This window comes from Campylobacter sp. CNRCH_2015_0814, from assembly GCF_025772765.1.
Taxonomy (GTDB): Bacteria; Campylobacterota; Campylobacteria; order Campylobacterales; family Campylobacteraceae; genus Campylobacter_D.
This window is the reverse complement of the sequence record NZ_JAKMSR010000005.1, coordinates 14,754-31,623: the sequence shown is the minus strand read 5'-3', so window position 1 is coordinate 31,623 and position 16,870 is coordinate 14,754. Positions and strand designations below refer to the sequence as shown.

The 16,870-nt window shown below is 28.5% G+C and carries 19 protein-coding genes and 1 tRNA gene; 7 read left to right on the top strand and 13 right to left on the bottom strand.

The genetic code is table 11. The features are described 5' to 3' along the window. The first annotated feature begins 25 nt into the window (after positions 1–25). Entirely contained in the window at positions 26–658 is a 633-nt protein-coding gene (gene thyX, locus L8X24_RS03630) for an FAD-dependent thymidylate synthase (protein ID WP_039617054.1), read from the top strand. A gap of 13 nt (positions 659–671) precedes the next feature. On the opposite strand, the gene L8X24_RS03625 is transcribed toward thyX, so the two are convergent. From L8X24_RS03625 to dnaA, 8 genes are all read right to left on the bottom strand, one after another. After that, on the bottom strand, positions 672–881 hold the full coding sequence (locus L8X24_RS03625; RefSeq protein ID WP_039617052.1) for an alkylphosphonate utilization protein: 210 nt from the start codon (positions 879–881) through the stop codon (positions 672–674). A 9-nt stretch (positions 882–890) separates the two neighbouring features. After that, positions 891–1,538: a porin family protein gene (locus L8X24_RS03620; RefSeq protein ID WP_263663679.1), complete on the bottom strand. Its 648-nt coding sequence runs from the start codon at positions 1,536–1,538 to the stop codon at positions 891–893. A gap of 53 nt (positions 1,539–1,591) precedes the next feature. After that, positions 1,592–1,978 carry a preQ(1) synthase gene (gene queF / locus L8X24_RS03615; RefSeq protein WP_263663678.1) on the bottom strand — a complete coding sequence of 129 codons (387 nt, stop codon included), beginning with the start codon at positions 1,976–1,978 and terminating at the stop codon, positions 1,592–1,594. A gap of 26 nt (positions 1,979–2,004) precedes the next feature. Next, entirely contained in the window at positions 2,005–2,532 is a 528-nt protein-coding gene (locus tag L8X24_RS03610; RefSeq protein ID WP_263663677.1) for an adenylate kinase, read from the bottom strand. Beyond that, entirely contained in the window at positions 2,529–3,524 is a 996-nt protein-coding gene (locus tag L8X24_RS03605) for an adenosine deaminase (RefSeq protein ID WP_263663676.1), read from the bottom strand. Before L8X24_RS03605 ends, L8X24_RS03610 begins: the two co-directional genes overlap by 4 nt. Before the next feature lie 8 nt (positions 3,525–3,532). Then, positions 3,533–5,851 (bottom strand): DNA topoisomerase (ATP-hydrolyzing) subunit B, encoded by a 2,319-nt coding sequence (gene gyrB / locus L8X24_RS03600; protein WP_263663675.1) that lies wholly within the window; start codon positions 5,849–5,851, stop codon positions 3,533–3,535. Positions 5,852–5,860: 9 nt separating this feature from the next. Next, positions 5,861–6,928 carry a DNA polymerase III subunit beta gene (gene dnaN / locus L8X24_RS03595; protein ID WP_039617031.1) on the bottom strand — a complete coding sequence of 356 codons (1,068 nt, stop codon included), beginning with the start codon at positions 6,926–6,928 and terminating at the stop codon, positions 5,861–5,863. 131 nt (positions 6,929–7,059) lie between these two features. Continuing rightward, positions 7,060–8,388, bottom strand: a complete 1,329-nt coding sequence (gene dnaA, locus L8X24_RS03590) for a chromosomal replication initiator protein DnaA (protein WP_087684857.1) — start codon at positions 8,386–8,388, stop codon at positions 7,060–7,062. A 122-nt stretch (positions 8,389–8,510) separates the two neighbouring features. Here dnaA and ruvC point away from each other — a divergent pair, with 122 nt between their 5' ends. After that, a complete protein-coding gene (ruvC, locus tag L8X24_RS03585; protein ID WP_263663674.1) occupies positions 8,511–8,987 on the top strand; it encodes a crossover junction endodeoxyribonuclease RuvC in 477 nt (158 codons plus the stop codon). 2 nt (positions 8,988–8,989) lie between these two features. Here ruvC and L8X24_RS03580 read toward each other — a convergent pair whose 3' ends face one another. After that, on the bottom strand, positions 8,990–9,622 hold the full coding sequence (locus tag L8X24_RS03580) for a hypothetical protein (protein ID WP_039668996.1): 633 nt from the start codon (positions 9,620–9,622) through the stop codon (positions 8,990–8,992). Between the two features lie 121 nt (positions 9,623–9,743). Between L8X24_RS03580 and L8X24_RS03575 the strand changes: the two genes are divergently transcribed. After that, the gene (locus L8X24_RS03575; RefSeq protein ID WP_263663673.1) at positions 9,744–10,364 is read left to right on the top strand and encodes a DUF305 domain-containing protein; all 621 of its coding nucleotides are present in this window, start codon (positions 9,744–9,746) and stop codon (positions 10,362–10,364) included. Positions 10,365–10,389: 25 nt separating this feature from the next. On the opposite strand, the gene L8X24_RS03570 is transcribed toward L8X24_RS03575, so the two are convergent. The 3 genes from L8X24_RS03570 to L8X24_RS03560 form a co-directional block, all read right to left on the bottom strand. Beyond that, a tRNA-Val gene (locus L8X24_RS03570) sits at positions 10,390–10,465 on the bottom strand. A gap of 45 nt (positions 10,466–10,510) precedes the next feature. Beyond that, positions 10,511–11,701 (bottom strand): replication-associated recombination protein A, encoded by a 1,191-nt coding sequence (locus tag L8X24_RS03565; RefSeq protein WP_263663672.1) that lies wholly within the window; start codon positions 11,699–11,701, stop codon positions 10,511–10,513. Next, the gene (locus L8X24_RS03560) at positions 11,698–12,873 is read right to left on the bottom strand and encodes a YdgA family protein (protein ID WP_263663671.1); all 1,176 of its coding nucleotides are present in this window, start codon (positions 12,871–12,873) and stop codon (positions 11,698–11,700) included. Before L8X24_RS03560 ends, L8X24_RS03565 begins: the two co-directional genes overlap by 4 nt. Positions 12,874–13,004: 131 nt before the next feature. On the opposite strand from L8X24_RS03560, the gene glmM reads away from it, so the two are divergent. Genes glmM through hemJ form a run of 3 tightly spaced genes read left to right on the top strand, consistent with a single transcriptional unit; the run spans position 13,005 to position 15,233 of the window. Continuing rightward, positions 13,005–14,342 carry a phosphoglucosamine mutase gene (gene glmM / locus L8X24_RS03555; RefSeq protein WP_039629248.1) on the top strand — a complete coding sequence of 446 codons (1,338 nt, stop codon included), beginning with the start codon at positions 13,005–13,007 and terminating at the stop codon, positions 14,340–14,342. Next, entirely contained in the window at positions 14,335–14,790 is a 456-nt protein-coding gene (gene lspA / locus L8X24_RS03550; RefSeq protein WP_263663670.1) for a signal peptidase II, read from the top strand. The genes glmM and lspA overlap by 8 nt, the downstream gene beginning before the upstream one ends. After that, positions 14,784–15,233, top strand: a complete 450-nt coding sequence (hemJ, locus tag L8X24_RS03545) for a protoporphyrinogen oxidase HemJ (RefSeq protein WP_263663669.1) — start codon at positions 14,784–14,786, stop codon at positions 15,231–15,233. Before lspA ends, hemJ begins: the two co-directional genes overlap by 7 nt. A gap of 25 nt (positions 15,234–15,258) precedes the next feature. On the opposite strand, the gene L8X24_RS03540 is transcribed toward hemJ, so the two are convergent. After that, positions 15,259–16,596: a coproporphyrinogen III oxidase family protein gene (locus L8X24_RS03540; RefSeq protein ID WP_263663668.1), complete on the bottom strand. Its 1,338-nt coding sequence runs from the start codon at positions 16,594–16,596 to the stop codon at positions 15,259–15,261. A gap of 74 nt (positions 16,597–16,670) precedes the next feature. Between L8X24_RS03540 and L8X24_RS03535 the strand changes: the two genes are divergently transcribed. Then, positions 16,671–16,862 carry a mini-MOMP protein gene (locus L8X24_RS03535; protein ID WP_039627274.1) on the top strand — a complete coding sequence of 64 codons (192 nt, stop codon included), beginning with the start codon at positions 16,671–16,673 and terminating at the stop codon, positions 16,860–16,862. Positions 16,863–16,870 lie beyond the last annotated feature (8 nt).

The window sequence follows — 16,870 nt, the reverse complement described above, 5'->3', positions numbered from 1 at the left end:
CAATTATTTTTGAAGGAATTTTTCGATGAAAATCACATTATTAAACCATACTCCACTTTCTGTATGCTCTCATGCGACAAGAACATGTTGGCAAAGTTTTGACAAAGGCGATTGTGGTGGCGAAAAAGATAAAGAATTAATAGATCGTGTGGGAAATAAATTCAAACATGCTTCAACCTTAGAGCATTTAAACTATACTTTTTATATACAAGGTATTTCAAGAGCATGCTTACAAGAAGTTGCAAGACACCGCCATACTAGTCCTAGTGTAAAAAGCACAAGATATACTTTAAAAGAACTAAGAAATGAAAGTGAATTTAAAGAAAATGACTTTGAAAATGCTAAAAGATACTTGGTATTAACTGGAAATGAAGTAGTAGATAATGCAAGTATTAAAGCTTTAGAAAATTTGCGTTTGATTTTGCAAAATAGCATTAGTTTAGATATAGCAAAATACTGCTTACCAGAAAGCTATAAAACAGAATTAACTTTAACGATTAATGCAAGAAGTTTGCAAAATTTTATTACTCTAAGAAGCTCAAAATCAGCTCTTTGGGAGATAAGACAACTCGCAAATGCTTTATTTGAAAATTTGCCTGAGGAACATCAATTTATTTTTAAACATTGTGTTTATCAAGAAGAAAATTCCCAAGATTGATTGGGAATTTTTACTATATTTTTTTAAGAAATTCAGTTTTTAAAACAATCACACCAAATTTATCTACTTTAGCTTCAATTTCAGTGTCTTTGTTTGTAAGTTTAATATTTTTTATAGTCGTGCCACGCTTTAAAGTAGTGCTTGCACCTTTAACCTTTAAATCTTTCACAACACTTACACTATCACCTGCATTAAGCTCGGTTCCATTTGCATCTTTTGGCATGAATTCTCCTTAAAATTTATAAGTATATCCTAGATATAAACCATAATTTGTTTGTTTAGGATCGTAAAAGTTTGAACCTACCATATTTTGATAAAAATTTCTTGTATTGTAATGAGTTTGCTCGGCTTTAAAACCAAACTCAATTTCATTTGCTTGATTTAACTCATATAAAGCACCGATTTTTGCCCCATACGTATAACCATCAAAGTCTTGAGATAAAGATAAAAAGCTTGTTTTTAAAGTCATATCCGTTCTTGCATAACCACCATATACACCTAAAACTGCTCTTGTTTTTTCAAAAATTTTTGGAGTAAAATCATAACCAAGTAAAAACTTATGTGTGGTAAATTCTCCATCAATTTTTAATCTTGTAGTATTGATTACATCACTAAATTCACTTGAGTAATTATAAGCACCATAAAGTCTATGATTTTCACTAAAACGATAACCAACTCTTAAACCAAAAACAGGAACATCACCTTCTAAATTACCGTTATATTTAATATTTTTTGTTTTACTATGATCAAGATCAGATTTTACCTTAGTATGAAACCATCCCGCATCAATACCTAAAAGTAAACCTGAATTTTCATCTGCTAAAGCTAAATTTGAAACCAAAGCAACACTTGCAACTAGACTAAATAATTTTAATTTCATATTTTCCTCCTTTAAAATAAGACTTAATATATCTTTTTATTTTTAATAAAAATTTAATTTTGTGGCACTACTAAATCAGATCTGCATTCAATCACAGTATGCACATTACCACGAGGGTTAAAATCGCCTACTACTTTTATCCATTTTGGATCAAGTTTATCTTTTAAAGTATTGTAAATTTCATTAATACTTGCTTCATGTGAAACATTTCTATACATAAAGGTATTGATATAAAGTTTGATTGCTTTAAGTTCTACTACTAATTTATTTGGAATGTATTCTAAGTAAATTGTAGCAAAATCAGGATATCCACTACGTGGACAACAACACATAAATTCAGGCAAAGTGATTTTAATCACATAATCATTTTTAGCATCATTTGGCCAAACTTCCATATTTTCTACACTAAATTCTTTGATTTCTTTTTCACCATATCTCATACAATTTCTCCTATTTAAAATTAAAATTATACAAAAATTTCAAAAGCTTTTTGAATTTCAATTTCATAGTCTTTTTTGATTTCTAAAAAAGGTAAATTAAAATTTTCACATTGTGATTTTAAATACTGATGATTTGATATTAAAATATTTATATTTTCTTTTTCACTGGTTAAACGAGTTTCTATAATATTTTCTTTTTGATATATTAATTTATAATTTTGTAGGATATATTCTTTTGAAAAAATAATATAAAATATCTTTATTAAAGAATTATTTTTAAATTTTTGAACTCTTTTAGGAGTAAGATAAATTCCCTCAATGATTAAATTTTGTTTATTTTCTATACAAGTTTGAATTATACCATCTACAATAGGAAATAAAAACTCAGCTATTTTTTCATCCTCATCTACTTTAAAAGGAAAATCTTTCATTCCTTTAATCAAACCCATTTTTAGATGATCTAAACTCAAATAAGGATAAGAAAATTTTTCAAGAAGTTTTTGAGCAAGCAAGGTCTTACCTGTATGACTTTCTCCGCTAATTAAAAAAATCATTCTTGAAAATTAAAAATTAGCTTTCTTAAATTTTCTTTTTCATTTTCTTGTAAAAAAGAAGCATTTACAGCATTAATACAAAGTTTTTTAACCTCATCTTTACTAAGCTTAAAAGTTTCATCTAAGGCTATAAAATTTTCTAAGATATATCCACCAAAATACGCAGGATCATCTGAATTTACACAAACACAAAGATTTTGTTTTAAAAGTTTTAAAATATTATGTTCTTGCATATTTTGAAAAACTTTTAATTTTATATTTGATAAAGGACACATTGTTAGTGGAATTTGACTTTTTGCTAATTGTTTTACAAGCTCTAAATCTTCTTCACATCTTACACCATGATCTATTCTACTTACACCAAGCTCTAAAGCTTGCTTGATATACTCACTACTTCCTTCTTCACCCGCATGCATAACTAACAAAAAACCTTCTTCTTTAGCTTTTTGAAATAAATTTTTAAATTTAAAAGGAGGATTATTGATTTCGGAACTATCAAGTCCTATGGCTTTGATTTTATCTTTATATAAACAAAGCTCATCTAAAGTTTTTAAACCCTCATCCTCACTTAAATGCCTTAAAATACAAGCGATTAAAAAACTTGAAATTCCAAATTCTTCTTTTGCTTTTTGTAAAGCTTGCCAAATTCCTTCTATAACATCTTTTAAAGGTATATTTCTAGCAGTATGAGTTTGAGGATCAAAGAAAATTTCAGTATGAACTACATTTTGCTCTTTGCACTTTTTCATATAAGCAAAGGTTAAATCATAAAAATCTTGCCTAGTTTGTAAGACATTTGCACCTTGATAATATATATCTAAAAAATCTTGCAAATTTGAAAAATCATAAGCTTTTTGTATCTCATCTTCACTTTTATATTTTAAAACAATATTATTTCTTTTAGCTAATTCAAACATCATTTTAGGCTCTAATGAGCCTTCAATGTGTAAGTGCAATTCTACTTTTGGAATATTTTGTAAAAAAGTTTTCATTTTAAAAATCAAACATCTAAATGTTTAACATCTTTAGCATGAGCTTGTATGTACTCACGGCGTGGTTCTACATCATCACCCATGAAAAGGTTGAAAGTATCATTTGCTCTTTGAGCATCTTCTATGGTGATTTTTAACAAACGACGATTACTTGGATCCATAGTTGTTTCCCAAAGTTGTTCAGGATTCATCTCACCAAGACCTTTATAGCGTTGTATATAAGCACCTTTTTTAGCATTTTTTTCAACTTCATCTAAAATTTCTAAAATATCTTTATCAAATTTTAAATCTCTATCTTTGATTTTTTGATAAATATAATTTGCCTCTTCATATAAAGGATTAGCAAATAAATTATCATTGATGATAAGCTCTTCTAAACCATTTTCAGTTTGTACATAAACACGAATTTCATTTTCATTGATATAAGAATTTAAGATATTGTGATTTTGTTTTTCTAAAAATTCTTTTATAACTTTAAATAATTCTTTATTAGAAGCTTTTATCAAATCAGGATTTTCTATCAAATATCTAATCACTGAAATCACATTAAATCTTTTTTCTAATTCTTTTAAAACACTTCTATAAGCTGCGACAATTTTTAGAAAATCTTTTAAATCATTTAACCCTATACCCTCATAAGTAGAGCTTTCTATACCTGTTTCGATCAAATAATCATTTAAAGCTTTTTCATCTTTTAGATAAATTTCTTTTTTCTGACCTTTTTTATAACGATATAAAGGTGGTTGAGCTAAATAAATATGTCCATTTGTTACAAGATCATTCATAAAACGGAAGAAAAATGTCAAAAGTAAAGTTTGTATGTGAGAACCATCTACATCAGCATCGGTCATGATAATGATTTTATGATATCTTAGTTTTTCTATATCAAACTCATCACCGATCCCACAACCAAAAGCTGTGATCATATTTTGAATTTGTTCACTTTTTAAAATTTTATCTAGTCTTGCTTTTTCAACATTGAGTATTTTACCTCTTAAAGGTAAAATCGCTTGGAAAGTTCTTTCTCTACCTTGTTTTGCAGAACCTCCTGCACTATCACCCTCAACCAAATAAATTTCACTTTCACTTGGGTCTTTACTTTGACAATCAGCTAATTTTCCTGGCAAAGTCCCTACACTTGAACTTTCTTTTTTTCTCGTTAATTCTCTAGCTTTTTTAGCTGCTTCTCTACCACGAGCAGCCATTAAAGCTTTATTCATGATAGCTTTTGCTTCAATAGGATTTTCTTCAAAATATTTTGTCAAATACTCAAAAGAAGCCTTAGAAACTATAGGTCTAACATAACTTGAACCTAATTTTCCTTTAGTTTGTCCTTCAAATTGCGGCTCAGGTACTTTTACACTTACAACCGCTATCAAACCTTCTCTTACATCATCACCTGTGATTTTAGAATCTTTTTCTCTAGCACTAGCATTAGCTTCAATGTAATTACTAATAACACGAGTTAAACCCATTCTAAAACCTGCTTCATGCGTTCCACCATCTGGAGTTTTGATATTATTTACAAAAGAAAGTAAATTTTCACTATAACTATCATTATAAAGCAATGCTACTTCAACATTTACATCTTCTTCATCTACATTGAAAAATATGGCTTTAGTTAAAGCTTGTTTTTTATTTAAATCTGTAACAAACTGGCTTATACCACCTTCAAAATGAAAACTTTCTGCTTTTCCTACGCGATTATCTTTAAAATTTATAGTAATTTTTGGATTTAAATATGCAAGTTCACGAAATCTTTTAGCTAAAATTTCATAATCAAAATCAGTCACTTCAAAAATTTGATCATCTGGCCAAAATTCTATGATTGTTCCTGTTTTTTTACTTTTACCTATGGTTTCAAAATTACTTGTGACTTTACCTTCTGAAAATTCTTGTCTATAAATTTCTCCATCTCTATGTACTGTAGCAACTAATTTTTTTGATAAAGCATTTACAACGCTCACACCAACCCCGTGTAAACCACCTGAGACTTTATAAGTATCTTTATCAAATTTTCCACCTGCATGAAGCACGGTTAAAACTACAGTTAAAGTAGGTATATTTTCAGTAGGGTGAATTCCCACAGGGATCCCTCTACCATTATCACTTACTATACAAGAACCTTCTGTGGTAATTTCTACATTGATCGTATCACAAAAACCTGCCATAGCTTCATCGATAGAATTATCTACTACTTCGTAAATCATATGATGAAGACCGCCTATATTGGTATCACCTATATACATACCAGGGCGTTTTCTAACAGCTTCTAAGCCTTTTAAAACTTTAATATTTCCTGCGCCATAGTTTTGATTTTCTTGCATTTATTTTCCTTATAAGATAACTGGCATAATTACAGTTTGTAATTCTTCACTTGAAACTAAAAATGCCATATGAGGTTCATTTATGCTAAGTTTGAATGTTTCACTTTCAATAGAATTTAAAAAGTCAGTGATGAATTTATTTTTAATGCAAAGATTAAATTCTTCATCTATATTAAGTTCCATTTCAAGTTCAGTTTTTGCTTCCATATTATCTAAACTAATACCTTCAAATACAAGTTTATCTTTATGGAAATTTAATTTCATTTTTTCAGTAATTACATTAATTTTTTTCAATGCGTCCATAAATTCCTCAGTTTTAAAAATAAATTCTTTTGTGATATTTTTTGGAATTACTCTTTCATAATCAGGGAATTTATCATTGATAAGTTTTGTAAAAAACTCAAAATTATCATTTTTTGCAATCAATATATTTTCATCATAATAAATTTCAATTTTTTCAAAAAAGATTTTTTGCATTTCTAAAATAGCTTTTTTAGGGATACAAAGGTTAAATTCTTTTTCATTTGTTTTATTAAGTGTGAAAACTGCTAAGCGTTTTGTATCTGTTCCTACGAAGCTAATGTGAGTAGTTTTTATATCAAGTAAAGCACCATTTAAAGAATACTTTGGATTATTTGTATCAACCGCAGGTAGGATTTTTTTCAAAGATCTACTTAAATCACTTGAATCAATATCAAATTTATCTTTTCCTTCTGTGCTTGGGAAATTTGGAAAATCTTCATAATTAAACATAGGAAGTTTATATTTAGTTCCTTTTTGTCTAATAAAAAGGAAATTTTCTATGGTTTCTAAGACTACATCTTCATTATTTAAACTTTTTATAATATCTAAAATACTTTTAGCATTAGCAGTTGCAAAACCTGCACTTTCAACTTTGATTTTTTTGATTTTATAATTAATACCTATTTCATAATCACTTGCTCTTATGATTAATTTATCTTCAACCACTTCAAAAAGTAAGTGAGAAGCGATATTGCTTGAGTCTTTTTTATCTACATAAGAATTAGTTAAAACTATGGCAGATTCTAAAGTGTTTTTGTTAATGCTAATTTTCATTTTTACTTCCTTTATTTTTTAAATTTATTTTATCATAATAATAGGCAATGTGAAAATGTGAAATGCTTTTTAAAAGTCTTTTTTATAGAAATTTTACTCGTAGAATAAAATTTTTTGTTTTTCACTTTTATTCACAGGGTGCTTTTTATTTTTGTCAAAATTTTATTTCTTAATTCTTCTACTATGGCTTTTAAGTTTTCATTTTCACTCATTAGTTCTTGAATTTTTTTAATATTATGTGAAATGGCGGTGTGATCTTTCATATTAAAAAATCTAGCAAGTTGAGGCATAGACATAGTCGTTAGCTCTCTTGCTAAAAATATCACAACCCTTCTTGCCATAACGATATTTTGTGTTTTTTTATTTGATTTTATATCATTAGGTTTAAGATTATAGCTTTTTGAAACATCAGCAAGTATATCTTCAACACTAATATTTTCTTTTGTTTCTTTAATGTGATCTTTCATAAAGCTTTTAACAATTTCTAAAGTGATTTCTTGGTTAAAAAGTCTTGCTTGAGCATTTAAATTTGTAATCATGCCTTCTATTTCTCGGATGTTATCTCCCATTGAAGTAGCGATGTAGCTTATGACTTCGGGTTTAAGATAAATAGCATTAAATTCGCATTTTTTCTTGATAATTGCGATTTTTGTATCAAGCTGAGGTGGAGTGATATCTGCGATGATCCCATTTGCAAAACGACTTTTTAAGCGTTCTGTTATGCCCTTTAACATATTTGGAGGATTATCACTTGTCATGATGATTTGTCCAAATTTTTCTTTGATTTCATTAAAAGTAAAGAAAAATTCTTCTTGAATTTTGTCTGTTTTACCTAAAAACTGCACATCATCGATGAGTAAAACATCGCAATTTTTATATTTTTCATGGAATTTACTCATGGTTTTGTTATTTAAATGCATGGTAAAATCATTGATAAAATTATCACTTGTAGCATAAATAACCTTATATCCATTATCCAAACACACATTTCCGACAGCTTGGAGCAAGTGAGTTTTTCCAAGTCCTGTAGGGCCATAGATAAAGATAGGGTTGTATAATTTTCCAAGTTTGCTTTTATCGGTAATGGCTTTGCAGGTTGCATAGGCAAATTGATTAGAATCTCCTACAACAAAACTTTCAAAAGTAAAAGAAGGGTTTAAAATAGTACTTTGAAATTTAATCTGTGAAATATCTGTAGAAAAATGTTTTTTCTCTACCTTTTGATCGTTCGTGATGATTTTAACTTGAGGATTAATTCCTGTTTTTACTTCATAAAAATAAGCTAATTTTTGTGCGTATTTTGTTTGTATAAATTTAGCCAAAAAATGATTTGGTGCAATAAATACTAAGATATTATTTTTACTTAATTTTTCACTAAATTGTAAGTGAGAAATGTAAGTATTGTATTCGTTATTGCTAATTTCAGTTTTAAATTCAAGTAAAAAATCTTTTATATTCATTATTTTTCTTATAAATTATGATGTAAAACTTAAAATTCTAGCTTATTTTTTATAAAAAATGGTTAAAATTATTCACATAAAAATTTAAATTTCACATCTATGTGAATAAAAAGGTGAAAAGTTTGAAAGTTTTAGGGATAGATCCTGGTTCTAGGTATTGTGGATATGCTATTGTAGAAAGGATTAATAATAAAAATCAACTCATAGAAGCAGGTCTTATCAAAATCAAACCTAATGATTTGCAGTATCAAATCACAGAATTATGTGAAGGACTTGATTTAATATTTAAAAATCATCAATTTGATGAGGTAGCTATAGAAGATATATTTTTTGCTTATAATCCAAAAACGGTTTTAAAACTAGCACAATTTCGTGGAGCTTTGAGTTTAAAAATCTTACAAACCCATGGAGAATTTGCAGAATACACACCTTTACAAATAAAAAAAACCGTAACAGGTAAAGCAAAAGCTACTAAAGAACAAGTAGCTTTTATGGTGAAAAGATTGCTTGGAATTTCAAAAGATATTAAGCCACTTGATATCACAGATGCTATTGCGGTGGCTTTGACGCATTTAGCAAATTTGAGAGTGAAAAAGTAATTTTATTTTCCATTTCCTATAAAATAAATTTCAACATCATGTAAAAGTTTTTCACATACAGCTGAATCAGTACTTTTTTCTACTACTAGATTGATGTGATTTTTGGTATCTCTAAAGCTACCTGCAGATTTTGAATTTTTTAATTCTAATTTTTGATTATCTTTTAGGTATTTGATGGTTATTACAAACTTATGTGCAGCACTTGCTTCGCCTAGATTAGTTTCTATTAAAACATTCATATTTGATGCTTTTGCTAGGGTTGCTTGGGTTTTATTAATCACTTCTTTCATTCTTCTATTGAGTTCTAAAATTCTTGAAATGAATTTATTATCTATACTTTCAAATGCGATTTTTAGTTTATTCATGATTTCTTGATTAGTTGGTTTATCAGGAGCTACATACACCATATATAAGCCGTTTTTAATATCTACTTTAGTGCTTTTTGTATCACGCCCACTACCAAAAATTTTAATATAAATGGCATTATCAAGATATACTCTATCTATCATAGGCCCATAAATTTCATATTCTCTTTTTCTTACGATTACTTCTCTTGCGGCTACTTGAATTTTTACTGAACAATCATGAATTATAGGTTCCATTTCTTTTTTTATTTCAAGTAGTTCTTTAAGCATTTTCCATCCTTGTGATATTTTTATATAAATTATAACAAAAAAAAATTGAATTTTTTTGTTAATTTTAGTTTGTGATATTTTTATATATTTTTGATTTTAAATTAAAAGTTTAAGGAAAAAAATGAAAATAAAAACTATAGTTTCAAGTTTAGTTTTAGCAAGTGCTTTATTTGCTGCAAATTCTCACCATGCTCATCATGGATCTTCTGGAAGTATTTCATCACAAATCATGATGAGTATGCATGAACCTATGATGAAAAATCCTTTAGTACAAAGCAATGACATAGAAAGAGATTTTTTAGCTAATATGATCCCACATCATCAAGGTGCTATTGATTCATCTAAGCTTTTATTAGAGCATACAAAAAGTGAAGAGATGAAAAAAATCGCTCAAAATATCATCAAAGCTCAAGAAAAAGAAATTCAAGAATTTCAAGAAATTCTAGATAAAGATCTTTATACAAAAACTCAAATTGATGAAGAAACTTATAAAAAATTTGTTCAAGAAGAAAAAGAGTTAATGCAAAAAATGATGATTTTAATGAGTTCGGTTAAAGAAAGCAAAAACATCAATAAAGACTTTCTAGAAGCGATGATAGCACATCATCAAGGTGCGGTAGATGCTTCAAAACAAATTTTATTTTACTCTAAAGATAAAACTATCACTGATATTGCGAAAAAAATCATCTTAGATCAAGAAAAAGAAATTCAAGAATTTACGAATTTGCTAAAATATATGTAGTGAATTAATCGCAAGAAATAAAAAATGGTGGCTCCGATTGGACTTGAACCAACGACCACCACCATGTCAAGGTGGTGCTCTACCAACTGAGCTACGGAACCAAAAAATGAAAATTATATAAAAATATTTTTACATTGTGCTTAAAATCACTTTTTAACTTTTTTCATATCATTTAGCCATAAGTCTAGCTGTGCTTCAAAACCTATGCCTTTGCTATAATAAAATTTCAAATCTTTTTCTAGATATCTTTGCTTAACCCAGCCACCAAAATCATGCGGGTAAAGGTAGTTTTTTCTTTGAGGGTTGTTATTATCAAGATAAGGAAGTATTTTTAACGCAGGATTGTTTTGCACATAATTTAGCGCTTCATTTATAGCAAGATAGCTTGAGTTTGACTTAGGCGAACTTGCTAAAAATACCACACATTGAGCTAAGATGATCCTAGCTTCAGGATAGCCTATGTTTTTTACTGCTATGAGTGTGCTTGTGGCTAGATTAAGTGCTTGTGGATTTGCATTTGAAATATCTTCACTTGCAAATATCACTAATCTTCTAGCTATGAAATCCGCACTTTCGCCCCCATCAATCAACCTCGCAAGATAATACAAACTCGCATCTACATCACTTCCTCTTAAGCTTTTTATCATAGAACTAGCTAGTTTATAGTGTGTATCTTTACTTGAAGTGCCATCGCTTAAAACATTTGCTCTTAATTTTTTCAAAGTTTCAAGCGTGATATGAGTGCTATCTAAAGCCAAAGCAAATTCACATAAATTTAAAAAACTTCTTGCATCATTTGCACTAGAAGTGATTAAAAAGTCTTTGGCATCATCATCGATTTTACATTGGAGTTTTTCTTGTACCTTTGTGGCAAGTTTTTCTAAGTCTTTATACTCTAAACCTTTAAATTCAAAAAGCATACTTCTGCTTCTTATGCCTGAAGTTAAAGTAAAGTAAGGGTTTTCAGTGCTTGCACCTATGAAAAGGCATTTTTGATTTTCCAAAGGGATTAAAAGCATTTCTTGCTGGGTTTTTGAAAGCCTATGTACCTCATCGATAAATATCAAAGGTTTGTATAAAGAATTTTCATAATTACTTAGTATTTTTCTAAGCTCTTCAAGTTTAAAATTTCCTCCATCAAACTCATAAAAATCAAGTTTATACTCATACGCTATAGTCCTTGCAAAAGAAGTCTTCCCACAACCTGCTGGGCCAAAAAATACACTATGAGGGAGTTTTGAAACTTGTATGAATTTTTTAAAAATTTCTACTAAATTTTCTTGTCCTAAAACCTCATCTAAAGTTTTAGGACGAAAAGTTAAGCTTAAATTTGTCATTGTGGATTTATGGTAAGTCTTTCACCATTAATGATAGTTGTAACATCACTTTTATTAGAATCATCATAGATAAAATCAAGCACATAAGAGCCATTATTATCTACGAAATAAGTATCAAAATTTGCAAAATCAGGCCAAATTTGACTAGGAAGAATTTCTGTGTTTGCGTGAAATTGTGATTTTATATTGTTTTCAGTGAAAATAGTTTGTCCATTTGCGTCAAATTTTTTACCTTTTTTTTCAAAGCTTAGGTTATTTAAGATGATTTGTGGGTTTGCTTTTAAAAACTGACTTGCTAAAAGCATCATAGAAAAAATATCAGTATTTGAGTTTTGCACTAAGCTATCATAAGCTTTTTTAGAAAGATTATTAAAATTCATATCTAAGTTAATGTTATTTAGCATAAAGTTTTCATTTGCAAGGTTAAATTTAGCTAAATCTAGTTTTAAAACACTATCATAATCATTTTGAGCATTTTGAGCTGTTTTTGCAAAAATTTTTAATTTATCAAAGTCAAAAGCAATAGAACTTATAAAATTAGCACTATCAATGCTTATATTTTGCTCACTATTTCTACTAGGGCTAAAAATATCACTAAAACTTAATTTTTGTATAGGAAATTCAGAAATTTTGATATTTTTTGCTTCTAATTTTTCTTCATGAGATAGTTGTTCTAATAAAACATAACCTAGATTAAGCTCCATATTTTTTACAAATTCCTCAGAGCCTATAATCTTAAAAGATGTATTATTTAAAACTAAATTTGTATCATTGCGGGTAAAATTAATATCATTTATTTTTGCATTGATGTTAATGTCTCCACCTTTTGCGCTAACTAATATTTTAAAGATTTCTTCATTTGGGAAAATGCCTTTTAAGTCTTCATTTTCATTTAAAATAGAAACGATGGCATTATTACTTGCAAAAAAATTATTAGAAAAATCCACATTCACTTTAAAACTATAAGGCAAGTCATTTAGTGTAGCTATAAAACTTCCTTTGGAATTTAAAAGTCCTTTGGTATAGTTAGCATCTTCAACGCTGTAATATGGTGTATCTTGACTCATTTGAGCAAATATTTTTCCATTGATAGTGTTAATGTAAGAAGTTGAAACAAAAAACCCTATAGCTAGTAAAACTACTACTACAACCCCTGCGATGATTTTTTTCATTCATTTTCCTTAAGTGAAATTTTAAAAATTATATATTTTTATTACTAACTAATGTTTATAAAATTCTTACATTTATACATTACTTAACTTTTTTTCTTATAATTGCACTATTTAAAATCAAAGGTAAAAAAATGAAACTTTTTGGAACAGATGGAGTACGCGGTAAAGCAGGGGAATTTTTGGATTCGTTTTTAGCAATGCGTTTGGCTATGGCTGCTGGAATTTATTTTAAAGACAAAGCCCTTACAAATAATATCTTGGTAGGAAAAGATACAAGAAGAAGCGGTTATATGATAGAAAATGCTATCGTTTCGGGACTTACTTCTATAGGTTATAATGTTATAGAAATAGGCCCTATGCCAACACCTGCTATTGCGTTTTTAACTGAAGATATGCGTTGTGATGCAGGGATTATGATATCAGCTTCACATAATCCTTACTATGACAATGGCATTAAATTTTTTGATGCCCATGGAAATAAACTTGATGAGCAAGCAGAAGCAAAAATAGAAGAAATTTATTTTAATGATAAACTCATAGAAGAAGCAAGAACAACAAAATCTCAAATTGGTCAAGCAAAAAGAATTGATGATGTGATAGGAAGATATATTGTTTCTATAAAAAATTCTTTTCCTAAAGAGCTGACTTTAAAATCTTTGCGCGTTGTTTTAGATGTGGCTCATGGAGCTTCTTATAAGGTAGCACCTACGGTTTTTAAAGAACTTGGTGCAGATGTGATTGTGATCAATGATAAGCCAAATGGTTTAAATATCAATGAAAATTGTGGAGCATTGCATCCTTTAAATTTAGCTTTGGAAGTAAAGAAATTTAGAGCAGATGTGGGCTTTGCTTTTGATGGGGATGCGGATCGTTTGGTTGTTGTGGATGAAAAAGGCGAAGTAGCTCATGGAGATAGTCTTTTAGGTGTTTTAGCTTTATTTTTGAAAAAACAAGGCAAGCTAAAATCAAGCGTGGTTAGCACTATAATGAGTAATGGTGCTTTAAAAGAGTTTTTAACTAAACATAAAATCACACATGAAACTTGCAATGTAGGTGATAAATACGTGCTTGAAAAACTCAAAGAATGTGGTGGAAATTTTGGCGGAGAGCAGAGTGGGCATATTATCTTTAGTGACTATGCAAAAACCGGAGATGGTTTGGTAGCTGCTTTACAATTTAGTGCTTTAATGCTTAGTGAAGCAAAAAGCGCAAGTGAAATTTTAAATCAAGTTAAGCCTTATCCACAACTTTTACATAATCTTAAAATTTCAGAGAAAAAAGACTTAAGCAAGCTTGCAGGTTTAGAAGAGTTGAAAAAAGATTTAGAAAAAAAAGGAATTGCTAGTTTGTTTAGGTATTCAGGTACAGAAAATTTAATACGCTTATTGCTTGAAGCAAAAGACATTAAGCTTTTAGAAAAAGAAATGAAAGCTGTTGAAAGCTTTTTTATGAAAGCGTTGAATGCTTAAAATCCTGCCTTTAAAATTTTGGCTTGTTTTTGCTTTGATTTTTATATTAGATCAAGCAAGCAAGTATTTGTTTTTACAAGGGCTTGAGTATAAGGGTGAATTTTTTGATTTAGTTTTAACCTATAATACCGGTGTGGCCTTTTCAATGTTTGCATTTTTGGGAGAGTATTTAAAATACATACAGCTTGTTTTTATTTTGGCTTTGTTTGGGTATTTACTTTATCAAAAAGAGTTTTTTAAAACACATTTGATCGCTTTTGCCATTATGCTATCTGCTGGGTGCTCTAATTTACTTGATCGCTTTGTGCATATAGGTGTAGTGGATTTTGTATTTTGGCATAAGTGGTTTGAATTTGCTGTGTTTAATTTAGCTGATGTGATGATAAACATTAGCGTAGCTTTGATTTTAATAAAAGAAATTTTTAATAAAAAAGGAGAAAAATGTTAGATTTTTTGAATGAATGGTATTTATGGATTAAAATGGTGCATTATTTGGCTTTTGTTTCATGGATGGCTGGAATGTTTTATTTACCAAGACTTTTTGTCTATCACACAGAGCATAAAGACAATAAAGGCTTTGTGGAAGTGGTGAAAATTCAAGAAAGAAAATTGTATTTTTATATCCAAACTCCTGCTATGATAGCTACTGCAATCACTGGAAGTTTAATGATGATGGCCAATAAAGATGTGTTAATGGTAGGTGGATATATGCATGCTAAATTAACCTGTGCTTTACTTTTAATCATTTATCATTTGCAAAATTATTATTATTATAGACAACTTCAAAATGATACTTGCAAAAAAAGTGGGAAATTCTTTAGAGCTTATAATGAAATTCCAACAATATTATTTATAATCATCGCTATTATGATGGTGGTAAGACCGTTTTAGTAAAAAGCCTTTTTTTAAAGGCTTTTTATCCTTTAAACTCCATACTTTTAAAATCAAGTGGATCAACATTTTCTTGCATGATATTAATGCGTTCTTTATCTTGTAAGCGTTTATCATCTCTAAATACAGCACGCACTAAATCCATACCTGTGTAAAAATCTTTCATTAATACCATAAACAAATAACGTCCAAATTCACTTGTATATAAAGTATTGTTTTCTTTTTTTATAGCTTTACTTAGTTTAAGGCCTAAAAGCTCGATGAAAAGATCTTTTTCTAAATTACAATCTAAAGTTTTATTAAATTTATCAATTTCGATTTTACCAGTAAACATTTCGGTTAAAAAGACATATTTGATGATTTCTTTTTTACCAAAATTAGCTTTAGCAATATTTGCATTTTGTTTTTCTTTGATGAGTTTAGAATAATCATTTAAATTAAAAGCATTGATTAAAAGTTCTCCATCTAAAAAGCTAAAAGCCCCACTTCCCACGCCTAAATACTCATGATGGCTACTTACATACTCATCATTAAAGCTACTTTTTTCTAAAGAAAATGACCATGCATTATTTCTTTCATAATCTTTGAAAAAATCTACAATGATTTTATAAAACTCAAATTCATTATCTTTAAAACTTACTCCTAAAGTTTTTGCGATATTATCTTTGGTTAAATTGGATTTCATCAAAGGATAAGTTGTGATTTGTTGAGGTTTTAAACTCTTAGCTATTTCTAAATCATTGAGTAATTGCTCTTTGGTTTGAGAAGGAAAATTAAAAATCAAATCAAGACTTATAATAGGAAGCACACCTATGGCTTTAGAAAGTTTTTCTTGAAGTTCTTTACTTGAACCAAATTTATGATATCTTGCTACTTTTTTTAAAGTATCATCATCAAAACTTTGTATACCGCAACTTAAACGATCTATAAGCCCTTTAAACATTTCTAATTTTTTCGGGTCAATATGGTTTGGATCGGTTTCACAAGAAATTTCTTTGATGTTAAATAATTTTTTGCAAAGTTCTAAAGTTTTAGCAAGCTCTTCTTCGTTGATTAAAGTAGTACCACCACCCACATACATAGAAGTAAAATCAAATCCTTTATCTTTGATTTGTTTGATTTCTTCTCTTAAACTTTCAAAATATCTTTTTGCTAAATCTTCATTGTAATAATACTTATGAAAACTACAATATGGGCAAAAAGTATGACAAAATGGTATGTGAGCATAAAGCATATAAGATTTTTTTGGATTAACTTTTTTTTCTTGTCCTTCTTTTAAAAGTTTCACATCAAAACCATTTTCTAAAGATTTTTGCATAGCTTTGTGTGAGTAAGAAAGAGCTAAGTTTTGTAAAAAATTCATATTTTTCCTAAATTTTCATTTTGTAGTTATTTAAAAAGACTATAATTGTATCATATTTTTACAAAGGCTTTATAATGAAAAAGATTTTTATAGCATTTTTTGTATTTTTATTAGGGCTTATAAGTGTGTCAAATTCTGCGCCTTTAGATGAAATTTTCCAAGATGTTAATGTTTCAGGTAGTATGCGTTATCGTTTTGAGCATAATAGCCCAAAAGATAGAGGAAATAATAATTTTAATCAAAGAATTCAAATTCAAATGCATTAACAACTAAG

Coding starts and splice junctions, on each gene's coding strand:
- thyX (WP_039617054.1), top strand. CDS start 26: ATGAAAATCACATTATTAAACCATACTCCACTTTCTGTATGCTCTCAT.
- L8X24_RS03625 (WP_039617052.1), bottom strand. CDS start 881: ATGCCAAAAGATGCAAATGGAACCGAGCTTAATGCAGGTGATAGTGTA.
- L8X24_RS03620 (WP_263663679.1), bottom strand. CDS start 1,538: ATGAAATTAAAATTATTTAGTCTAGTTGCAAGTGTTGCTTTGGTTTCA.
- queF (WP_263663678.1), bottom strand. CDS start 1,978: ATGAGATATGGTGAAAAAGAAATCAAAGAATTTAGTGTAGAAAATATG.
- L8X24_RS03610 (WP_263663677.1), bottom strand. CDS start 2,532: ATGATTTTTTTAATTAGCGGAGAAAGTCATACAGGTAAGACCTTGCTT.
- L8X24_RS03605 (WP_263663676.1), bottom strand. CDS start 3,524: ATGAAAACTTTTTTACAAAATATTCCAAAAGTAGAATTGCACTTACAC.
- gyrB (WP_263663675.1), bottom strand. CDS start 5,851: ATGCAAGAAAATCAAAACTATGGCGCAGGAAATATTAAAGTTTTAAAA.
- dnaN (WP_039617031.1), bottom strand. CDS start 6,928: ATGAAAATTAGCATTAACAAAAACACTTTAGAATCTGCCATAGTTTTA.
- dnaA (WP_087684857.1), bottom strand. CDS start 8,388: ATGAATATAAAAGATTTTTTACTTGAATTTAAAACTGAAATTAGCAAT.
- L8X24_RS03580 (WP_039668996.1), bottom strand. CDS start 9,622: ATGCTTAAAGAACTACTTGAAATAAAAAAAGAAATGGAACCTATAATT.
- L8X24_RS03575 (WP_263663673.1), top strand. CDS start 9,744: ATGAAAATAAAAACTATAGTTTCAAGTTTAGTTTTAGCAAGTGCTTTA.
- L8X24_RS03565 (WP_263663672.1), bottom strand. CDS start 11,701: ATGACAAATTTAAGCTTAACTTTTCGTCCTAAAACTTTAGATGAGGTT.
- L8X24_RS03560 (WP_263663671.1), bottom strand. CDS start 12,873: ATGAAAAAAATCATCGCAGGGGTTGTAGTAGTAGTTTTACTAGCTATA.
- glmM (WP_039629248.1), top strand. CDS start 13,005: ATGAAACTTTTTGGAACAGATGGAGTACGCGGTAAAGCAGGGGAATTT.
- lspA (WP_263663670.1), top strand. CDS start 14,335: ATGCTTAAAATCCTGCCTTTAAAATTTTGGCTTGTTTTTGCTTTGATT.
- hemJ (WP_263663669.1), top strand. CDS start 14,784: ATGTTAGATTTTTTGAATGAATGGTATTTATGGATTAAAATGGTGCAT.
- L8X24_RS03540 (WP_263663668.1), bottom strand. CDS start 16,596: ATGAATTTTTTACAAAACTTAGCTCTTTCTTACTCACACAAAGCTATG.
- L8X24_RS03535 (WP_039627274.1), top strand. CDS start 16,671: ATGAAAAAGATTTTTATAGCATTTTTTGTATTTTTATTAGGGCTTATA.